Genomic DNA, 15,764 nt, shown 5'->3' with positions numbered 1-15,764 from the left:
CGGGCGGAGCCGCCCGGAGTCGGGGAAGTAGCGTTGCGCCCCGTGCCCGACTCCGATCTCCGCGTCGATGCCGTTACCGATCCCGGTGCCGACGCCCTCGCCGAGCACAGCGCCCCCGGCACCGCCGGCCGCAGCGCGGACGAGAGCGCGGACGAGAGCCCGGACGAGAGCGCGACCGAGAGCGCGGACGAGAGCGACCACGGAGCCGACCACACGGGCGAGGGCGGCGGGCCGGCTCCGGCCGCCGCCGAGGGCCGGCCGTCGCGGAGGGGGAGCGTCGGGGGTCCCCACGAGGAGCCGGTGGACCCGGGGATCGCGCTCGGCGCCGACACCGGTGACCAGGACGCCGGCTTCCGCGCGCGTGGCGGCCCCTTCCGCGAGGGGGACCGCGTCCAGCTGACCGACCCCAAGGGTCGCAAGTACACGGTCGTCCTGGAGGCGGGCGGCAGCTACCACACCCACCGGGGCGCCCTGGCCCACGACGACCTGATCGGCAGACCCGAGGGCTCCGTCGTGCACTCGGCGGCCAACACGCCCTACCTCGCGCTCCGGCCGTTGCTCGCCGACTACGTCCTCTCCATGCCGCGCGGCGCCGCCGTGATCTACCCGAAGGACGCGGCGCAGATCCTCGTCTGGGGCGACATCTTCCCCGGCGCGCGGGTGCTGGAGGCGGGCGCCGGCTCCGGCGCCCTGACCTGTTCGCTCGTCCAGGCCGTCGGCCCGACCGGTTCGGTGGTCTCCTACGAGATCCGCCCGGACCACGCCGAACACGCCGAACGCAATGTGCGACGTTTCTTCGGCGACACACCACCCACCTGGACCTTGCGCGTCGGTGATCTCGCCACCCACGACGGCCGCGCGGAGCCGGTCGACCGCGCGATCCTGGACATGCTCGCGCCCTGGGAGCAGCTCGACACGGTGCGTGACGCACTCCTCCCGGGAGGTGTCCTCGTGGGCTACGTCGCGACCACGACCCAGCTCTCGACGCTCGTCGAGAAGCTCCGCGAGATGCAGTGCTGGACCGAGCCGCAGGCCTGGGAATCGCTGATCAGGCCGTGGCACGTGGTCGGACTGGCCGTCCGGCCCGAGCACCGGATGATCGGTCACACGGCGTTCCTGGTGACCGCCCGCCGGCTCGCGGAGGGTGTCGTCCCGCCCCGCCCGCAGCGGAGACCGACCGGTCGCTGAGAGCATTCGGTCCAGCCGTTAGATCCGCCCGATTACGGGAACCAGACAGCGCGGTGGCGTCAAGGTGCCGTCCGCGTGAGTGACGGATCACCAGATCGCCTCACCGCCGTGGGCGACGTCTACGGGTACCGTATGGAAACGGAACACGGAGGGAGGATGCCGTGAACCCCTACGACGACGGTCCCGGCAACTACCAGCCAGGCGACGGCGGGGCCCTGTCCCCGGCGGAGGCGGCGGCGCAGATCCGCTACCTCGAAGAAGAAGTCGCGATGCTGCGGCGCAAGCTGACCGAATCCCCCCGGCACGCACGTCTGCTCGAGCAGCGGCTCGCCGAGTCCGCCAGCAGGCTCTCCCAGCTCAGCGCGCGCAACGAGAAGCTCACCGAGACCCTCAAGGAGGCGCGCAGCCAGCTCGTCGCCCTCCGCGAGGAGGTCGACCGCCTCGCCCAGCCCCCGAGCGGCTACGGCGTCTATCTCACCTCCTACGAGGACAACACCGTCGACGTGTTCACCTCCGGCCGGCGCATGCGCGTCGCGGTCTCCCCGGCGGTGGAGCTCGACACCCTGCGCAGCGGGCAGTCCGTGCGGCTGAACGAGGCGCTCACCGTCGTCGAGGCCGGCGACTGGGAGAAGATCGGCGAGGTCTGCGGCCTGCGCGAGGTCCTGGCCGAGCCGCTGGACGGGCTGGCCGGCCGGGCGCTGGTCGTCGGGCACGCGGACGAGGAGCGGGTCGTGTGGCTCGCGGCCCCGCTGTTCGACGAGTCGGACCCGAACTTCGTGCCGCTCAAGCCGGGTGACTCGCTGCTGGTCGACACCAAGGCCGGCTACGCCTACGAGCGGGTCCCGAAGGCCGAGGTCGAGGACCTCGTGCTGGAGGAGGTCCCGGACGTCGGCTACGAGGACATCGGCGGCCTGTTCCGGCAGATCGAGCAGATCCGGGACGCGGTCGAGCTCCCGTTCCTGCACGCCGAGCTGTTCACCGAGTACGAGCTGCGCCCGCCCAAGGGCGTGCTGCTCTACGGCCCTCCCGGCTGCGGCAAGACGCTCATCGCGAAGGCCGTCGCCAACTCGCTGGCCAAGAAGATCGCGGCCCAGCGCGGTGACGACCCGAACGAGGGCCGGGCGTTCTTCCTCAACATCAAGGGCCCGGAGCTGCTCAACAAGTTCGTCGGCGAGACCGAGCGGCACATCCGGCTGATCTTCCAGCGGGCCCGGGAGAAGGCCTCGGCCGGCACGCCGGTGATCGTGTTCTTCGACGAGATGGACTCGATCTTCCGCACCCGTGGCTCCGGCGTGTCGTCGGACGTCGAGACCACGATCGTGCCGCAGCTGCTGGCCGAGATCGACGGCGTCGAGGGCCTCGAGAACGTCATCGTCATCGGCGCGTCGAACCGCGAGGACATGATCGACCCCGCGATCCTGCGGCCCGGCCGCCTGGACGTGAAGATCAAGATCGAGCGGCCGGACGCCGAGGCGGCGCAGGACATCTTCTCGAAGTACATCACCGACACCCTGCCGGTCCACGAGGAGGACCTGGCGGAGTTCGGCGGCAACCGCAAGGCCTGCATCGACGCGATGATCCAGCGCGTCGTCGAGCGGATGTACGACGAGTCGGAGGAGAACAGGTTCCTCGAGGTCACCTACGCCAACGGCGACAAGGAGACCCTGTACTTCAAGGACTTCAACTCGGGGGCGATGATCCAGAACATCGTCGACCGGGGCAAGAAGTCGGCGATCAAGTCGGTCCTCGAGACCGGGCAGCCCGGCCTGCGGGTCGCGCACCTGCTGTCCGCGATCGTCGACGAGTTCGCCGAGAACGAGGACCTGCCCAACACCACCAACCCGGACGACTGGGCCCGCATCTCGGGCAAGAAGGGCGAGCGGATCGTCTACATCCGCACGCTGGTCACCGGCAAGAACGACGCCACCGGCCGCGCGATCGACACCGCGTCGAACACCGGCCAGTACCTGTAGACACGCAGGACGCAGGAGGCCCCGCCCGGTCCGCCGGGCGGGGCCTCCGCCGTTCACCGCCCTGCCCACGCCCTGAGCCGGTGGCCAACTGGTCGACGCGTGATCATCGACTGCGTGCACTGACGGTCACATCGGCCGCCGCGACCGCACCGAAGCGGCGATCATCGGGGCCGCCGCCCGGGCGCTGCGGCGCCATGATCGGCTATTGCGTGCGCCTGGATCAGGCGGCGGGGCGCAGCACGGCCTCGATCTCGAGGGTCAACTGGACCTTCTCGCCGACGACCACGCCGCCGCCGTCCATCGGCACCGAGATGTCGACGCCGAAGTCGTTGCGGTTGACGGTGGTGGTGGCGGTGAAGCCGGCGCGGGTGCCGCCGTAGGCGTCGGGGCCGAAGCCGCCGATCTCCAGCTGCAGCGACACGGGCCTGGTGACGCCCTTGATGGTGAGGTCGCCGTGGAGCTGGTAGTCCGAGCCGTCGGCCTCGATCCCGGTGGAGACGAAGGTCCACTCCGGGTACTTCTCGGTCTCGAAGAAGTCGGCGGACCTGATGTGCCCGTCGCGCTGCTCGTTGTTGGTGTCGATGGACGTGGCGTCGAGCGTCGCGGTGGCCTTCGAGTCCTCGAAGCGCTCGGCGGTCTCGATGGTGCCGCCGAACCGGGCGATGCGACCCTTGACCTTGCTGACCATCATGTGGCGCACGGAGAAGGAGACGTCCGAGTGGACCTGGTCGATGTCCCACGTGCCCACGACGTAACCGGGGATCTGGGTGGTGGCTGCGGTCATCGTGACCCTCCAGAAGATTTGTTGAACTCTCAGGTGTTGAGAGCGACCATAGTGCTGTTGAGTTGAGTGTTCAACCATAGGAGAAGTGACGTGGCGCACACCCGCTGGCTCGACGACGAGGAGCAGCGCACCTGGCGGGCCTTCCTGACGGCCCAGCGCCTGCTGTTCGAGCGCGTCGAGCGCCAGCTGCAGAACGAGGCGCGGATGCCGCACGGCTACTACGAGATCCTCGTCCGGCTCTCCGAGGCGCCGGACCGCACCTTGCGGATGAGCAGGCTCGCCGACACGTCGCTGTCCTCGCGCAGCCGGCTCTCCCATGCCGTCGCGCGGCTGGAGGAGGCGGGCTGGGTCGAACGCACCGCCTGTGAGACCGACCGCCGGGGCGCCTGGGCCCGGCTGACCGACGCCGGCCTGGCCGCGCTGGAGAAGGCCGCGCCGGGGCACGTGGACACCGTCCGCTCGCTGTTGTTCGACGCCCTGACCCCGCAGCAGGCCGCCGCGCTGCGTGAGGTGAGCGAGACGCTGGTCGCACACCTCACCGACCGCCCGGTCTGGCCGGCCGGCGACGACCAGGGGTGCCCGACGCCGGCGCAGGAGGCCCGGCGGGCCTGTCCGGAGGCGGGCTGACCGGTCCGCGGTGTGCCGCGGGACGCCCGGTGGCCGGGCACGGGCGGACCGGGCCCGACCTGCACGCCCGCGGCGTCCTAGGCTGGTGGCATGTCTCGCTTCGACGTCGTCGTACTCGGTGCCGGTCCCGGTGGTTACGTGGCAGCGATCCGCGCTGCACAGCTCGGCAAGAGCGTGGCCGTCATCGAGGAGAAGTACTGGGGCGGCGTCTGTCTGAACGTCGGCTGCATCCCGTCGAAGGCGCTGCTGCGCAACGCCGAGCTCGCGCACATCGTGACGAAGGAGCAGAAGACCTTCGGCATCAGCGGGGACGTCACCTTCGACTACGGCGCGGCCTTCGACCGCAGCCGGCAGGTCGCGGACGGCCGGGTCAAGGGCGTCCACTTCCTGATGAAGAAGAACAAGATCACCGAGTTCACCGGCCGCGGCACCTTCACCGACCCGAACACCATCGAGGTCGCGCTGGCGGACGGGGGCACCGAGACCGTCGAGTTCGAGAACTGCATCATCGCCACCGGCGCCGTCACGAAGCTGCTGCCGGGCACGTCGCTGTCCGAGCGCGTGGTGACCTACGAGGAGCAGATCACCACCCGTGACCTGCCGGGCAGCGTGATCATCGCCGGGGCGGGCGCGATCGGCGTCGAGTTCGCGTACGTGATGGCGAACTACGGGGTGAAGGTCACGATCGTCGAGTTCCTCGACCGGCTGCTCCCGCTCGAGGACGCGGACGTGTCCAAGGAACTCGGCAAGCGCTACAAGAAGCTCGGCGTCGAGGTCCTGACCAGCACGAAGGTCGAGAAGATCGACGACTCGGGCGACCAGGTCACCGTCACGGTCTCCGACGGCAAGGGCAGCCGCGAGCTCAACGCGGACAAGGTCATCCAGGCGATCGGCTTCCAGCCCCGGGTCGAGGGCTACGGCCTGGAGAAGACCGGCGTGGAGCTGACCGAGCGCGGCGCCGTCAAGATCGACGACCACATGCGCACGTCGGTGCCGCACATCTTCGCCATCGGCGACGTCACCGCGAAGCTGATGCTCGCGCACGTCGGGGAGGCCCAGGGCGTCGTCGCGGCCGAGGCGATCGCGGGCGCGGAGACCCAGGAGCTGGACTACGCGATGATGCCGCGGGCCACCTTCTGCCAGCCGCAGGTCGCGAGCTTCGGCTACACCGAGGCGCAGGCCCGCGAGATGGCCGACGAGCGCGGTTGGAAGGTCACGGTCGCGCAGTTCCCGTTCACCGCCAACGGCAAGGCGCAGGGCCTGGCCGACGCCGGCGGGTTCGTCAAGCTCATCGCGGACGAGACCTACGGCGAGCTGCTCGGCGGCCACCTGATCGGCCCGGAGGTCACCGAGCTGCTGCCCGAGCTCACGCTGGCGCAGAAGTGGGACCTCACCGCCACCGAGCTGGCCCGCAACGTGCACGCCCACCCGACCCTGTCGGAGGCGCTGCAGGAGGCGATCCACGGCCTGGCCGGCCACATGATCAACTTCTGACGCCCGCCCTCGCCCGCTCGCACGAACGGCACTCGTGTGCGGACCTACCGCACGAGAGTGCCGTTCGTGCATCTCAGGGGTGGGTGGCGAGGAAGTGTTCCGCCAGGACCCGGCTGTCGGGCGCGAAGGGGCGGGCCGGGTCGGCGAGGAGCGCCGCGAGCCCGGCGTGCGTCATCCACCGGCCCTCGGCGACCTCCGACGGCTGGTGGCGGACCGGGCCGTCGGAGAAGGCCTCGTAGCCGAAGAGATGGCAGCGCAGCCCGGCTTCGCCGATCAGCGCGGTGCCTCCGACGCCCGGCCCGGGGCCGGACTCCCAGGCCGTCGCCAGCAGCAGCCGCAGGGCCACCCGGGAGACGCCGAGCTCCTCGGCCAGCTCTCGGGTCGCCGTCTCCAGCGGTGTCTCGCCGGGGTCGACCACTCCGCCCGCCACGCAGTCCCACAGCCCGGCCATCACCAGCTTGTCGTCCGCCCGGCGGTGCACGTAGACCCGCCGGCCGTCCGTGCTGCGCAGGATCACCCCCGCGCTGGCGTGCCACAGCGAGCGGGCGTAGACCTCGGCCCGCGGCGCCGCGCCGACGACCGTCCCGGCCTCGTCGAACACGGCGATCAGCTCTGTTCCGGCATCCACGGGTCCATGGTCCGGTTGTGACCTTGACCACAGCAGAGTAGGGAGGGGCCATGGGTGGAAACAGGATCGTCGTCTACAAGGAGCCCGGCCGGGTCGAGGTCGAGGACCACGACATGCCGAAGCTCGAGGTCCCGGCCGACGTCGCACAGGCCATGGGAATGAGCCGCGAGGCGCCGCACGCGGTCATCCTCCGATGCGTCTCGACCAACATCTGCGGGTCCGACCAGCACATGGTCCGGGGCCGCACGACCGCGCCGGCGGGACAGACCCTCGGCCACGAGATCACCGGGGAGATCATCGAGAAGGGGTCCGACGTCCAGTTCCTCGACGTCGGCGACATCGTCACCGTGCCGTTCAACATCGCGTGCGGGCGCTGTCGCAACTGCCGCGAGGGGCACACGGGCGTGTGCCTCAACGTCAACCCCGCCCGGGCCGGCTCGGCCTACGGCTACGTCGACATGGGCGGCTGGGAGGGCGGCCAGGCGGACTACGTGATGGTCCCCTTCGCCGACTTCAACCTGATCAAGTTTCCGGACCGGGACCAGGCGCTGGCGAAGATCCGGGACCTGACGATGCTCTCGGACATCTTCCCGACCGGCTACCACGGCGCCGTCTGCGCCGGCGTGACCACCGGCTCGACCGTCTACGTGGCAGGAGCAGGCCCGGTGGGGCTGGCCGCGGCCTACTCCGCACACCTGTTGGGCGCGGCCGTGGTCATCGTCGGCGACCTCAACAAGGAACGCCTCGAGCAGGCGCGCTCGTTCGGCTGCGAGACCGTGGACATCGGGCAGAGCGCCACCCTGGAGGAGCAGATCGACCAGATCCTGCACACCAACGAGGTGGACTGCGCCGTCGACGCCGTGGGCTTCGAGGCGACCGGGCACGGTGGCGGCGAGGAGAAGCCCGCGCAGGTGCTCAACGACATCATGACCATCACCCGCGCCGCCGGTCAGCTGGGCATCCCGGGCCTGTACGTGACGGGCGACCCGGGCGCGGCGGACCCGGACGCCAAGGAGGGGACGCTCAAGGTACGGCTGGGCCTGGGCTGGGCGAAGAGCCACAGCTTCACCACCGGCCAGTGCCCGGTGCTGCGCTACAACCGCAAGCTGATGATGTCGATCCTGCACGACAAGGCGCACATCGCCGACGCCGTCAACGCCACGGTCCTCCCGCTCGAGGACGCCCCGCGCGGGTACCAGGAGTTCGACCGGGGTGCGGCGCGCAAGTACGTGCTGGACCCGCACGGCATGGTCCCGGCGGCCTGATCCGCCCGTCCCGCACCGCCGAACCGCCCCGCCCGGCGACCGCCGTTCCGGTCGCCGGGCGGGTTAGGCTCTGGGGATGCACTCCCGCGAGGTCCGGTCGTGACCGTCCGCCGCATCATGGGCACCGAGGTCGAGTACGGAATCTCCGTGCCCGGCGACCCGACCGCCAACCCCGTCATCACCTCGACCCAGATCGTGCTGGCGTACGCGGCCGCGCAGGACATCCCGCGCAACCGCCGCGCCCGCTGGGACTACGAGGTGGAGTCGCCGCTGCGCGACGCGCGCGGCTTCGACCTGTCCGCGCCCACCCTGTCCAGCTCGGGCAACGACTCGGAGCTCGACGACCTGGGTGCCGCCAACGTCATCCTCACCAACGGCGCCCGGCTGTACGTCGACCACGCGCACCCGGAGTTCTCCACGCCCGAGGTGCTCACCCCGCGCGACGTCGTCGTCTGGGACAAGGCGGGGGAGCGGATCATGGAGGAGGCCGCGGTGCGGGCCGCCACCGTGCCCGGCGCGCCGCGGATCCAGCTCTACAAGAACAACGTCGACGGCAAGGGCGCGAGCTACGGCTCGCACGAGAACTACCTGATGGCGCGCCAGACGACGTTCCCGGCGATCGTCGGCGGGCTCACCCCGTTCTTCGCCTCCCGTCAGGTGATCACCGGCGCGGGCCGGGTCGGCATCGGCGCCCAGGGCGACGCCGAGGGCTACCAGATCTCTCAGCGCGCCGACTACATCGAGGTCGAGGTCGGGCTCGAGACCACGCTCAAGCGCGGCATCATCAACACCCGCGACGAGCCGCACGCCGACGCCGACAAGTACCGCCGGCTGCACGTGATCATCGGCGACGCCAACATGAGCGAGTACGCCACGCTGCTCAAGGTCGGCACCACCGCCCTCGTCCTGGACATGATCGAGGCCGGCGTGCGGTTCGACGAGCTGCGACTGGCCGAGCCGGTGCGCGCCGTGCACCAGATCAGCCACGACCCGTCGCTGCAGCAGCAGGTGGAGCTGACCGACGGTCGCCGGCTCACCGCCGTCGAGCTGCAGTGGGCCTACCACGAGAAGGCCGTGAAGCACGTCGAGAACGCCCAGGGTGCGGACATCGACCCGGACACCGCCGAGGTGCTGCAGCTCTGGGGCGAGGCCCTCGAGGACCTGTCCGAGGACCCGATGCGCACCGCGGACCGGTTGGACTGGACGGCCAAGCTGCGGTTGCTCAACGGCTACCGGGAGCGGGACAACCTGCAGTGGAACTCCGGCCGCCTCGGCCTGGTCGACCTGCAGTACACCGACGTCCGGCTGGCGAAGGGCCTGTACAACCGGCTCGTCACCCGCGGGTCGATGAAGCGCCTGGTCACCGAGGAGCAGGTCGAGCACGCGATCCGCAACCCCCCGGAGGACACCCGCGCCTTCTTCCGCGGCCGCTGCCTCGAGCGCTACCCCGCGGAGGTCGCGGCGGCGTCGTGGGACTCGGTCATCTTCGACCTGGGCCGCGAGTCGCTGGTCCGGATCCCGACGCTGGAGCCGCTGCGCGGCACCCGCCGGCACGTCGGCGAGCTCATCGAGGGCTCCCGGACCGCCGAGGAGCTGGTCAAGGCCCTGACCAACGGGTGAGTCCCGGTCGGGCCACCGGTGCGGGACATCAGTTCGCAACCCGCCGACCGTGGGCGACCGCGGGTCCCGGCAAGTAGGCTGGACGCATCGGACCCCGGGGTCTGCCTGCCACGACGGTGACGGGTCGCCCGGGATCGGACGCGAGGAGGAGACGTCATGTCCCAGGAGCAGACGAAGCGTCAGGGCGGTGGCGGCGGCGACGACGACGAGAGCGGCGACGCCTCGGCCGCCGGCCAGGAGCGCCGCGAGAAGCTGGGCGAGGACGTCGACACGATCCTCGACGAGATCGACGACGTCCTCGAGGAGAACGCCGAGGACTTCGTCCGCGCCTACGTGCAGAAGGGCGGCGAGTAGCCGCACCCTCGGCACAGGCGGGTCGGGCCCGGACGGGCCCGACCCGCCGTCGGTCTACCCGGCCCCATCCGTGAGCGACACCCCGACCCGACTTGCGAGAGAGGCACACCCCTGACCATGGAGTTCCGCGAGGGCATCCCCGGGCCCGCTGCGATCGGCCGCCCCTTCCCCGGTTCCCCCGAGCCCGCGGCCGGCGGCCGGGACCCGCACCCCGGGGTCGGCCACCACGCCGCCTTCGCGGCCCTGGGCGAGACGTCGTTCGCCAACTACGTCGCCGCCACCCAGCCGCACCTGCTGCCCGGTCGGATGTTCGACGCGCCGCGCGACCCGCAGACCCGGCCCGCCACCCCCGACGCGCTCGGTGTGCCGCACGGCACCACGATCGTCGCCCTGCAGTGCGCCGAGGGCGTCGTCATCGCCGGTGACCGGCGGGCGACGGCCGGCAACGTCATCGCCCAGCGGGACATCGAGAAGATCTTCATCACGGACTCGTACTCGGCGGTCGGCATCGCCGGCTCGGCCGGCATCGCGATCGAGATGATCCGGCTGTACACGGTCGAGCTCGAGCACTACGAGAAGATCGAGGGCGTGGCCATGTCGCTGGACGGCAAGGCCAACCGGCTGGCGGGGATGATCCGCGGCAACCTCGGTGCGGCCCTGCAGGGCTTCGTGGTGGTGCCGTTGTTCGCGGGTTACGACACCGAGGAGCCAGACCCGGCGAAGGCGGGCCGCATCGTCACCTACGACCCCACCGGCGGGCGTTACGACGAGTGGCTGGGCTACCACGCCGTCGGCTCGGGGTCGGTCTTCGCGAAGGCCTCGATGAAGAAGCTGCACCGCACGTCGGCGGACCTGCAGACCACCCTGCGCAACGCGCTCGAGGCGCTGTACGACGCCGCGGACGACGACACCGCGACCGGCGGGCCGGACCTGGTCCGCAAGATCTACCCGGTCGTCGTCAGCATCACCGGTCCCGAGGGCGCCGTGCGGCGCTCGGAGGAGGAGGTGGCCGGCATCGTCGAGCGGATCGTGGCGGACCGGGCGGAGAACCCGGGCGGCTGAGCGCCCCCGCTCGCACCCGGCCAGCACGATGAGATTCAGGAGCGTCCCCCGATGACGATGCCCTTCTACTCCTCCGTCGACCAGCTGCTCCGCGACCGGTCGGAGCTCGCCCGCAAGGGCATCTCCCGCGGCCGCAGCGTCGTGGTCATGACCTTCTCCGGCGGCGTGCTGTTCGTCGCCGAGAACCACTCCACCGCGCTCAACAAGGTCTCCGAGATCTACGACCGGATCGGGTTCGCCGCCGTCGGCCGGTACAACGAGTTCGAGGGGCTGCGCACGGCCGGCATCCGGCTGGCGGACTCCCGCGGGTTCTCCTACGACCGCCGGGACGTCACCAGCCGCTGGCTGGCCAACACCTACGCCCAGTTCATCGGGGCCGCGTTCGTGGAGCAGCAGAAGCCCTACGAGGCCGAGATCTGCCTGGCCGAGGTCGGCGACACGCCGGACGGGGACCAGCTCTACCGGATCACCTACGACGGCTCCATCACCGACGAGCCGCAGTACGTCGTGATGGGCGGGACCACCGAGCCGATCTCGACGAAGCTCAAGGACGTCTACGACGGCGGGCACGACCTCGGCGAAGCGCTGGCCACCGCGCTGGAGGGCCTGCAGGTCCCGGGTTCGGGCCCGGGCAACGGCACCGAGGCCCGGGTGCTCGGCGAGAAGGCGCTCGAGGTGGCCGTGCTGGACCGTCGCCGGCCGGGCCGGGCGTTCCGCCGGATCAGCGGCCCGGTGCTGCGCAACCTGCTGCCGGCCGCGAACCGGGGCGAGTCCGCCGACGAGCCCGACGTCCGCGGTGGCGACGACGCCCCGGCCGCCGGCGGCGCGCTGCCGGAGAACGGCGCGTCGGGCGGTCCGGGCGCCCCGCCGTCGCTGAACTGAGGCCGTCGCCGCGCCGGTCCGCCGAGGTGGGCCGGCGCGCCGTTCTCTCCGTCTCTCCGGCCGGTTTCTCCCGGGGCCGGTTCTCTCGCGGAGGTTTGCCTCCGCGGGGTTCTCCCCGGGGAACTCAGGGGTAGGCACGCAGCTCCACGCCGTTGCCGTCCGGATCGGTCAGGTAGATGCCCCGGCCCCGGCCCCGCGCCCCGAACAGCTCCTTCGGGCCCGCCACCCCGTGCTCGGCGGCCAGCGCGTCGAGGTCGGCGCCGGACACGACCAGGGCCAGGTGATCGACGTTGGTCCCGGTTCGCTCGCCGTGCTGGACGTCGATGATCGTCCCGGGCGATACCCGCAGCGACGCGAACGGCACCTCGCCGCGCCGCCACTGCTCGAGCCGCTCGGTCCCGAGCCCCAGCGTCTCCCGGTACCAGGCGATGAGCCGCTCGGGGTCGGCGGTCACCAGGACGACGTGATCCAGCTCCTCGACGCGCATGGGCGCGAGCGTAGGGGCCGGACCCGCTACCGGGCGATGCGTTCCGGGTGGGTGTAGACGTTGCCCGATCCGCCGCGCAGGAACCCGACGAGGGTGAGCCCGGCCTCGTCGGCCAGCTCGACGGCCAGCGAGGAGGGCGCGGACACCGCGGCGAGCACCGGCACCCCCGCCATCACGGCCTTCTGCACCAGCTCGAACGACGCCCGCCCGGACACCTGCAGGACCGTTCCGGTGGCCGGGACCCCCCGCTGCAGGAGCGCCTGCCCGAGGACCTTGTCCACGGCGTTGTGCCGGCCGACGTCCTCCCGGGTGACCAGCAGCGACCCGTCCGACGCGAACAACCCGGCGGCGTGCAGCCCGCCCGTCGAGTCGAACACCTTCTGCGCCGAGCGCAGCCGGTCCGGCAGGGCGCCGACGACCTCCCACGGCACCCGCACCGGGTCGGCGGCGGGGGAGAAGCGGGACTTGAGCTTCACGGCGTCGAGCGACGCCTTCCCGCACACCCCGCACGAGGAGGTCGTGTAGAAGTTGCGCTCGACCGAGGTGTCCGGCGGCTCGACGCCGGGCGCGAGGGCGACGTCGAGGACGTTGTAGGTGTTGCGGCCCTCCGCGTCGACGGAGTCGCAGTAGCGGGCGGTGACCAGGTCCGCGGCGGCGCCGATGACCCCCTCGGTGAGCAGGAAGCCGTGGGCGAGCTCGACGTCGTGCCCCGGGGTGCGCATGGTGACCGTCAGCGGGGCCCCGTCCACCCGCAGCTCCAGCGGCTCCTCGACGGTCAGGGTGTCCGGACGGCGCCGCTCCGATCCGTCCGCCGCGAGCCGGAGCACGGACCGCCGTGCGGTGAGCCTTCCCATGCGCCCAGCCTACGGAGCCTCCGGGTCCGTCGCCCGACGTGGACGGGCGAGGGCGAGCACCGCGGACCGGGCGGGCGAGCGCCCGGCGGGACGGGCGGGACCGCGGGCCCGTCAGACCGGGACGGCCAGGACGCAGAACCGGTTCATGCTGAAGAAGTAGTCGCCCCCGCGCACGTCGGCGAGCCAGGCCTCGGCGTCGTCCGTGGTCAGGCCGTGACGGTCCACGACGTAGGCCGCGATCGTGCGCGCGATGAGGGCGCTGTAGGTGTCCTCGTCGAGGCGCGGGTTGAGGATCGGGACCGCGACCTGCGCGGTGATCCCGAATCCTGCGTCCGTCAGGTGCCTGGCCCAGGTCGCGGGGAGGTGCGGGTGCACGAGGTGCTCCTCCCAGGCCGCCATGACGCGGGCGTGCCGGGCGCGGTCCGCGACGTGCCAGACCACCGAGTCCCAGTCGGTGTCGAGCAGCAGCACACGACCGCCGGGGCGGACGACCCGGCGCAGCTCGGCGAACGCGTGCGGGATGTCGGGGACGTACTCGTAGACCTGGGTGGAGACGACGGCGTCGAGGTCCGCGTCGGGGTAGGGGAGCGACTCCGCGGAGCCCAGGGCGAGGCTCACGGCCGGCAACGCCCCCGCCCGCCGCGCGGCGAGGGCGTTCATCGCGGGGCTGGGGTCGATACCGTGGACGGCGCCCTCCGGCCCGACGGCGGCCGCCAGGGCCTCCAGCAGGAACCCGGGGCCGGAGCCGACGTCCAGGATCCGCTCGCCGGGCCGCGGCGCGAGCAGGGCCAGCACCTCGGCGCGCTGATGGACGATGTCGGGGGTCGAGTAGACCCGCTCGACCTGGCGGGCGCCTTCGGAGTCGAACGAGAGCGTCATCGATCCTCCCCCGGGTCGTACCGGGGACTCGGAGCCGATCAGCGGCCCGTTATCCCTGGAAGGGCCGGTCCCGCCCGGTCCAGCGCTCCTCGTCGCGCCGGTAGACCGGCACCGGGTTCTTGGCGACCCGGAAGGTGTACCGGCCCGCCTCCTCGACCACCTCGCCGTCGGTGGCGAGGATGCTCGGCACGGCCAGCTCGACGTCGAGCTCCGGGGTCTCCATCTGGGTGTACACCCGACTGTGTCCGAGCGCGCCGAGGATCAGGGCGACGACCACCCGCAGCCGGGAGAAGGCGACGTCGGCCCGCAGCCACCGGACGTCGAGCAGCCCGGAGTCCAGGGTCGGCCGCCAGGCCGGGACCATGCCGCGGGGATGGTAGGGCCCGTTGCCGACGAAGATGAACCACACGAGGTGCCACCGGTCGCCGACCTTGACCCGCACCTTCGCGGAGCGGCGCAGCACGGTGACCAGGGCCGCCGCGAAAGCCGGCCACTTGCCCCACCGCGGCTGCCACTTCTCCCGCAGCCGGACCAGCTCCGGGTAGGAGCCCACGCTCGCGGTGTTGAGGAAGTACCGGGTGCGGATGACCTCGGGGTCCGCCGGCTCGTCGCCGATCCCGGGGTGTGCCTCGACCAGGGCGAGGTCGACGGCCACGGCTTCGCCGGCCTGGGTGGCGTCGACCGCCTCCTGCAGGTCGTAGACGCCGACGTCGCGGGCGAAGTGGTTGAGCGTCCCCGCGGGAATGACGACCAGGGGCAGGTGGTGCCGGTCCGCGGCCGCCGCGGCGGCGGCGACCGTGCCGTCACCGCCCGCGACGCCGAGGGCGCAGACCCAGTCACCGCGCTCGGCGACGGCCCGGTCGAGCTGCTCCCCGAGGTCCGTGCCCTTGCTGACACGCAGCAGGTGGGCGGCCGGCAGCGCCTCCCGGACGGCGTCGGTGAGGTCCTGGTCCGGTGGGCCGGAGAAGGGGTTCACCGCCATGACCAGGCCCTCGCCCTGCGGCAGGGCGGGGACCGTGTCCACCGGGCGGGCCCGGGCCTCGTCCGTGCGACGGGCCGGCCACCAGCGCTGGGAGGCCAGCGCGATGCCCGATCCGACGGCGGCGCCGACGACGACGTCGGAGGTCCAGTGCACGCCGACGTGGACCCGGGAGGCCGCGACGGTCGCCGCCAGCGGCACCACGAGGGGCGCCGCCCTCGGGTGCTCGAGGGCCACCGCGGTGGCGAAGGCCGCGGCCGAGGCGGCGTGCCCCGAGGGGAACGACGACGAGGTGGGCGGGTTGGCCAGGGTCCGGTAGGCCGGCAGCTCCGCGGCGGCGGGGCGGCGACGGGGCAGGAGCGGTTTGAGCACACCGTTGGCGGTGGCCGAGGACAGCGCGATGGCGAACAGCCCGCGGGCGGCGGCCTTCCGCCCGGCGCCCCGGCGCACGGCGAGCGCGCCCGCGACGACCACCCACAGCGCGCTGTGGTTCGCCGAGGCGGACAGCCAGCGCATGACGTGGTCGAGGTGCGTGTGCGGGCGGGCCGACACCGCGGCGGTGAGCGCCCGGTCGACCTCGTTGACGGCCGCCAGCCCCCGGTCGAGGCGACGGGATTTCAGGGCGACTCGCCGGAACCAGTCGGTCACAGGCGTGACCTTATGGGGGTTCCTGCGCTTACGCTGTGAG

15 protein-coding genes are annotated in these 15,764 nt (G+C 72.0%); 9 read left to right on the top strand and 6 right to left on the bottom strand.

What is annotated here, in order from left to right; all coding sequences use genetic code 11:
* The first annotated feature begins 312 nt into the window (after nucleotides 1-312).
* Nucleotides 313-1,188 (top strand): tRNA (adenine-N1)-methyltransferase, encoded by an 876-nt coding sequence (locus tag ACL02T_RS13985; protein ID WP_412831284.1) that lies wholly within the window; start codon nucleotides 313-315, stop codon nucleotides 1,186-1,188.
* A 215-nt stretch (nucleotides 1,189-1,403) separates the two neighbouring features.
* On the top strand, nucleotides 1,404-3,161 hold the full coding sequence (gene arc, locus ACL02T_RS13980) for a proteasome ATPase (protein ID WP_412831283.1): 1,758 nt from the start codon (nucleotides 1,404-1,406) through the stop codon (nucleotides 3,159-3,161).
* Between the two features lie 220 nt (nucleotides 3,162-3,381).
* Here arc and ACL02T_RS13975 read toward each other — a convergent pair whose 3' ends face one another.
* On the bottom strand, nucleotides 3,382-3,945 hold the full coding sequence (locus tag ACL02T_RS13975; RefSeq protein ID WP_412831123.1) for a YceI family protein: 564 nt from the start codon (nucleotides 3,943-3,945) through the stop codon (nucleotides 3,382-3,384).
* Between the two features lie 90 nt (nucleotides 3,946-4,035).
* Between ACL02T_RS13975 and ACL02T_RS13970 the strand changes: the two genes are divergently transcribed.
* Entirely contained in the window at nucleotides 4,036-4,572 is a 537-nt protein-coding gene (locus ACL02T_RS13970) for a MarR family winged helix-turn-helix transcriptional regulator (protein ID WP_412831122.1), read from the top strand.
* Nucleotides 4,573-4,662: 90 nt separating this feature from the next.
* Nucleotides 4,663-6,066, top strand: a complete 1,404-nt coding sequence (gene lpdA / locus ACL02T_RS13965; protein ID WP_412831121.1) for a dihydrolipoyl dehydrogenase — start codon at nucleotides 4,663-4,665, stop codon at nucleotides 6,064-6,066.
* 73 nt (nucleotides 6,067-6,139) lie between these two features.
* Here lpdA and ACL02T_RS13960 read toward each other — a convergent pair whose 3' ends face one another.
* Nucleotides 6,140-6,694, bottom strand: coding sequence for an NUDIX domain-containing protein (locus ACL02T_RS13960; RefSeq protein ID WP_412831120.1), 555 nt, complete (start codon nucleotides 6,692-6,694; stop codon nucleotides 6,140-6,142).
* A 50-nt stretch (nucleotides 6,695-6,744) separates the two neighbouring features.
* On the opposite strand from ACL02T_RS13960, the gene fdhA reads away from it, so the two are divergent.
* From fdhA to prcA, 5 genes are all read left to right on the top strand, one after another.
* Entirely contained in the window at nucleotides 6,745-7,959 is a 1,215-nt protein-coding gene (fdhA, locus tag ACL02T_RS13955) for a formaldehyde dehydrogenase, glutathione-independent (protein WP_412831119.1), read from the top strand.
* A gap of 117 nt (nucleotides 7,960-8,076) precedes the next feature.
* Nucleotides 8,077-9,579: a depupylase/deamidase Dop gene (dop, locus tag ACL02T_RS13950; RefSeq protein ID WP_412831282.1), complete on the top strand. Its 1,503-nt coding sequence runs from the start codon at nucleotides 8,077-8,079 to the stop codon at nucleotides 9,577-9,579.
* A gap of 156 nt (nucleotides 9,580-9,735) precedes the next feature.
* Nucleotides 9,736-9,933: a ubiquitin-like protein Pup gene (locus ACL02T_RS13945; RefSeq protein WP_345378688.1), complete on the top strand. Its 198-nt coding sequence runs from the start codon at nucleotides 9,736-9,738 to the stop codon at nucleotides 9,931-9,933.
* A 117-nt stretch (nucleotides 9,934-10,050) separates the two neighbouring features.
* Entirely contained in the window at nucleotides 10,051-10,995 is a 945-nt protein-coding gene (gene prcB, locus ACL02T_RS13940; RefSeq protein WP_412831118.1) for a proteasome subunit beta, read from the top strand.
* Between the two features lie 51 nt (nucleotides 10,996-11,046).
* Nucleotides 11,047-11,877, top strand: coding sequence for a proteasome subunit alpha (prcA, locus tag ACL02T_RS13935; RefSeq protein WP_412831117.1), 831 nt, complete (start codon nucleotides 11,047-11,049; stop codon nucleotides 11,875-11,877).
* A gap of 124 nt (nucleotides 11,878-12,001) precedes the next feature.
* On the opposite strand, the gene ACL02T_RS13930 is transcribed toward prcA, so the two are convergent.
* The 4 genes from ACL02T_RS13930 to ACL02T_RS13915 all read right to left on the bottom strand — a co-directional run bounded on the left by ACL02T_RS13930 (nucleotide 12,002) and on the right by ACL02T_RS13915 (nucleotide 15,724).
* The gene (locus ACL02T_RS13930; protein WP_412831116.1) at nucleotides 12,002-12,364 is read right to left on the bottom strand and encodes a VOC family protein; all 363 of its coding nucleotides are present in this window, start codon (nucleotides 12,362-12,364) and stop codon (nucleotides 12,002-12,004) included.
* Between the two features lie 26 nt (nucleotides 12,365-12,390).
* A complete protein-coding gene (gene fdhD / locus ACL02T_RS13925; protein WP_412831115.1) occupies nucleotides 12,391-13,218 on the bottom strand; it encodes a formate dehydrogenase accessory sulfurtransferase FdhD in 828 nt (275 codons plus the stop codon).
* Between the two features lie 111 nt (nucleotides 13,219-13,329).
* Nucleotides 13,330-14,097: a methyltransferase domain-containing protein gene (locus ACL02T_RS13920; RefSeq protein ID WP_412831114.1), complete on the bottom strand. Its 768-nt coding sequence runs from the start codon at nucleotides 14,095-14,097 to the stop codon at nucleotides 13,330-13,332.
* A gap of 49 nt (nucleotides 14,098-14,146) precedes the next feature.
* A complete protein-coding gene (locus ACL02T_RS13915) occupies nucleotides 14,147-15,724 on the bottom strand; it encodes a bifunctional phosphatase PAP2/diacylglycerol kinase family protein (RefSeq protein WP_503129087.1) in 1,578 nt (525 codons plus the stop codon).
* Nucleotides 15,725-15,764: the final 40 nt, after the last annotated feature.

Origin of the sequence: Pseudonocardia oceanicola (assembly GCF_047200735.1) — a bacterium.
Taxonomy (GTDB): Bacteria; Actinomycetota; Actinomycetes; order Mycobacteriales; family Pseudonocardiaceae; genus Pseudonocardia.
The sequence above is the reverse complement of the archived record's forward strand: the minus strand, read 5'-3'. Positions and strand labels throughout refer to the sequence as shown.

Excerpts from the sequence above, each read along its gene's own strand:
- fdhD (WP_412831115.1), bottom strand. The coding sequence starts at position 13,218 with ATGGGAAGGCTCACCGCACGGCGGTCCGTGCTCCGGCTCGCGGCGGAC.
- prcA (WP_412831117.1), top strand. The coding sequence starts at position 11,047 with ATGACGATGCCCTTCTACTCCTCCGTCGACCAGCTGCTCCGCGACCGG.
- ACL02T_RS13945 (WP_345378688.1), top strand. The coding sequence starts at position 9,736 with ATGTCCCAGGAGCAGACGAAGCGTCAGGGCGGTGGCGGCGGCGACGAC.
- prcB (WP_412831118.1), top strand. The coding sequence starts at position 10,051 with ATGGAGTTCCGCGAGGGCATCCCCGGGCCCGCTGCGATCGGCCGCCCC.
- lpdA (WP_412831121.1), top strand. The coding sequence starts at position 4,663 with ATGTCTCGCTTCGACGTCGTCGTACTCGGTGCCGGTCCCGGTGGTTAC.
- dop (WP_412831282.1), top strand. The coding sequence starts at position 8,077 with ATGGGCACCGAGGTCGAGTACGGAATCTCCGTGCCCGGCGACCCGACC.
- fdhA (WP_412831119.1), top strand. The coding sequence starts at position 6,745 with ATGGGTGGAAACAGGATCGTCGTCTACAAGGAGCCCGGCCGGGTCGAG.
- ACL02T_RS13920 (WP_412831114.1), bottom strand. The coding sequence starts at position 14,097 with ATGACGCTCTCGTTCGACTCCGAAGGCGCCCGCCAGGTCGAGCGGGTC.
- ACL02T_RS13930 (WP_412831116.1), bottom strand. The coding sequence starts at position 12,364 with ATGCGCGTCGAGGAGCTGGATCACGTCGTCCTGGTGACCGCCGACCCC.
- ACL02T_RS13975 (WP_412831123.1), bottom strand. The coding sequence starts at position 3,945 with ATGACCGCAGCCACCACCCAGATCCCCGGTTACGTCGTGGGCACGTGG.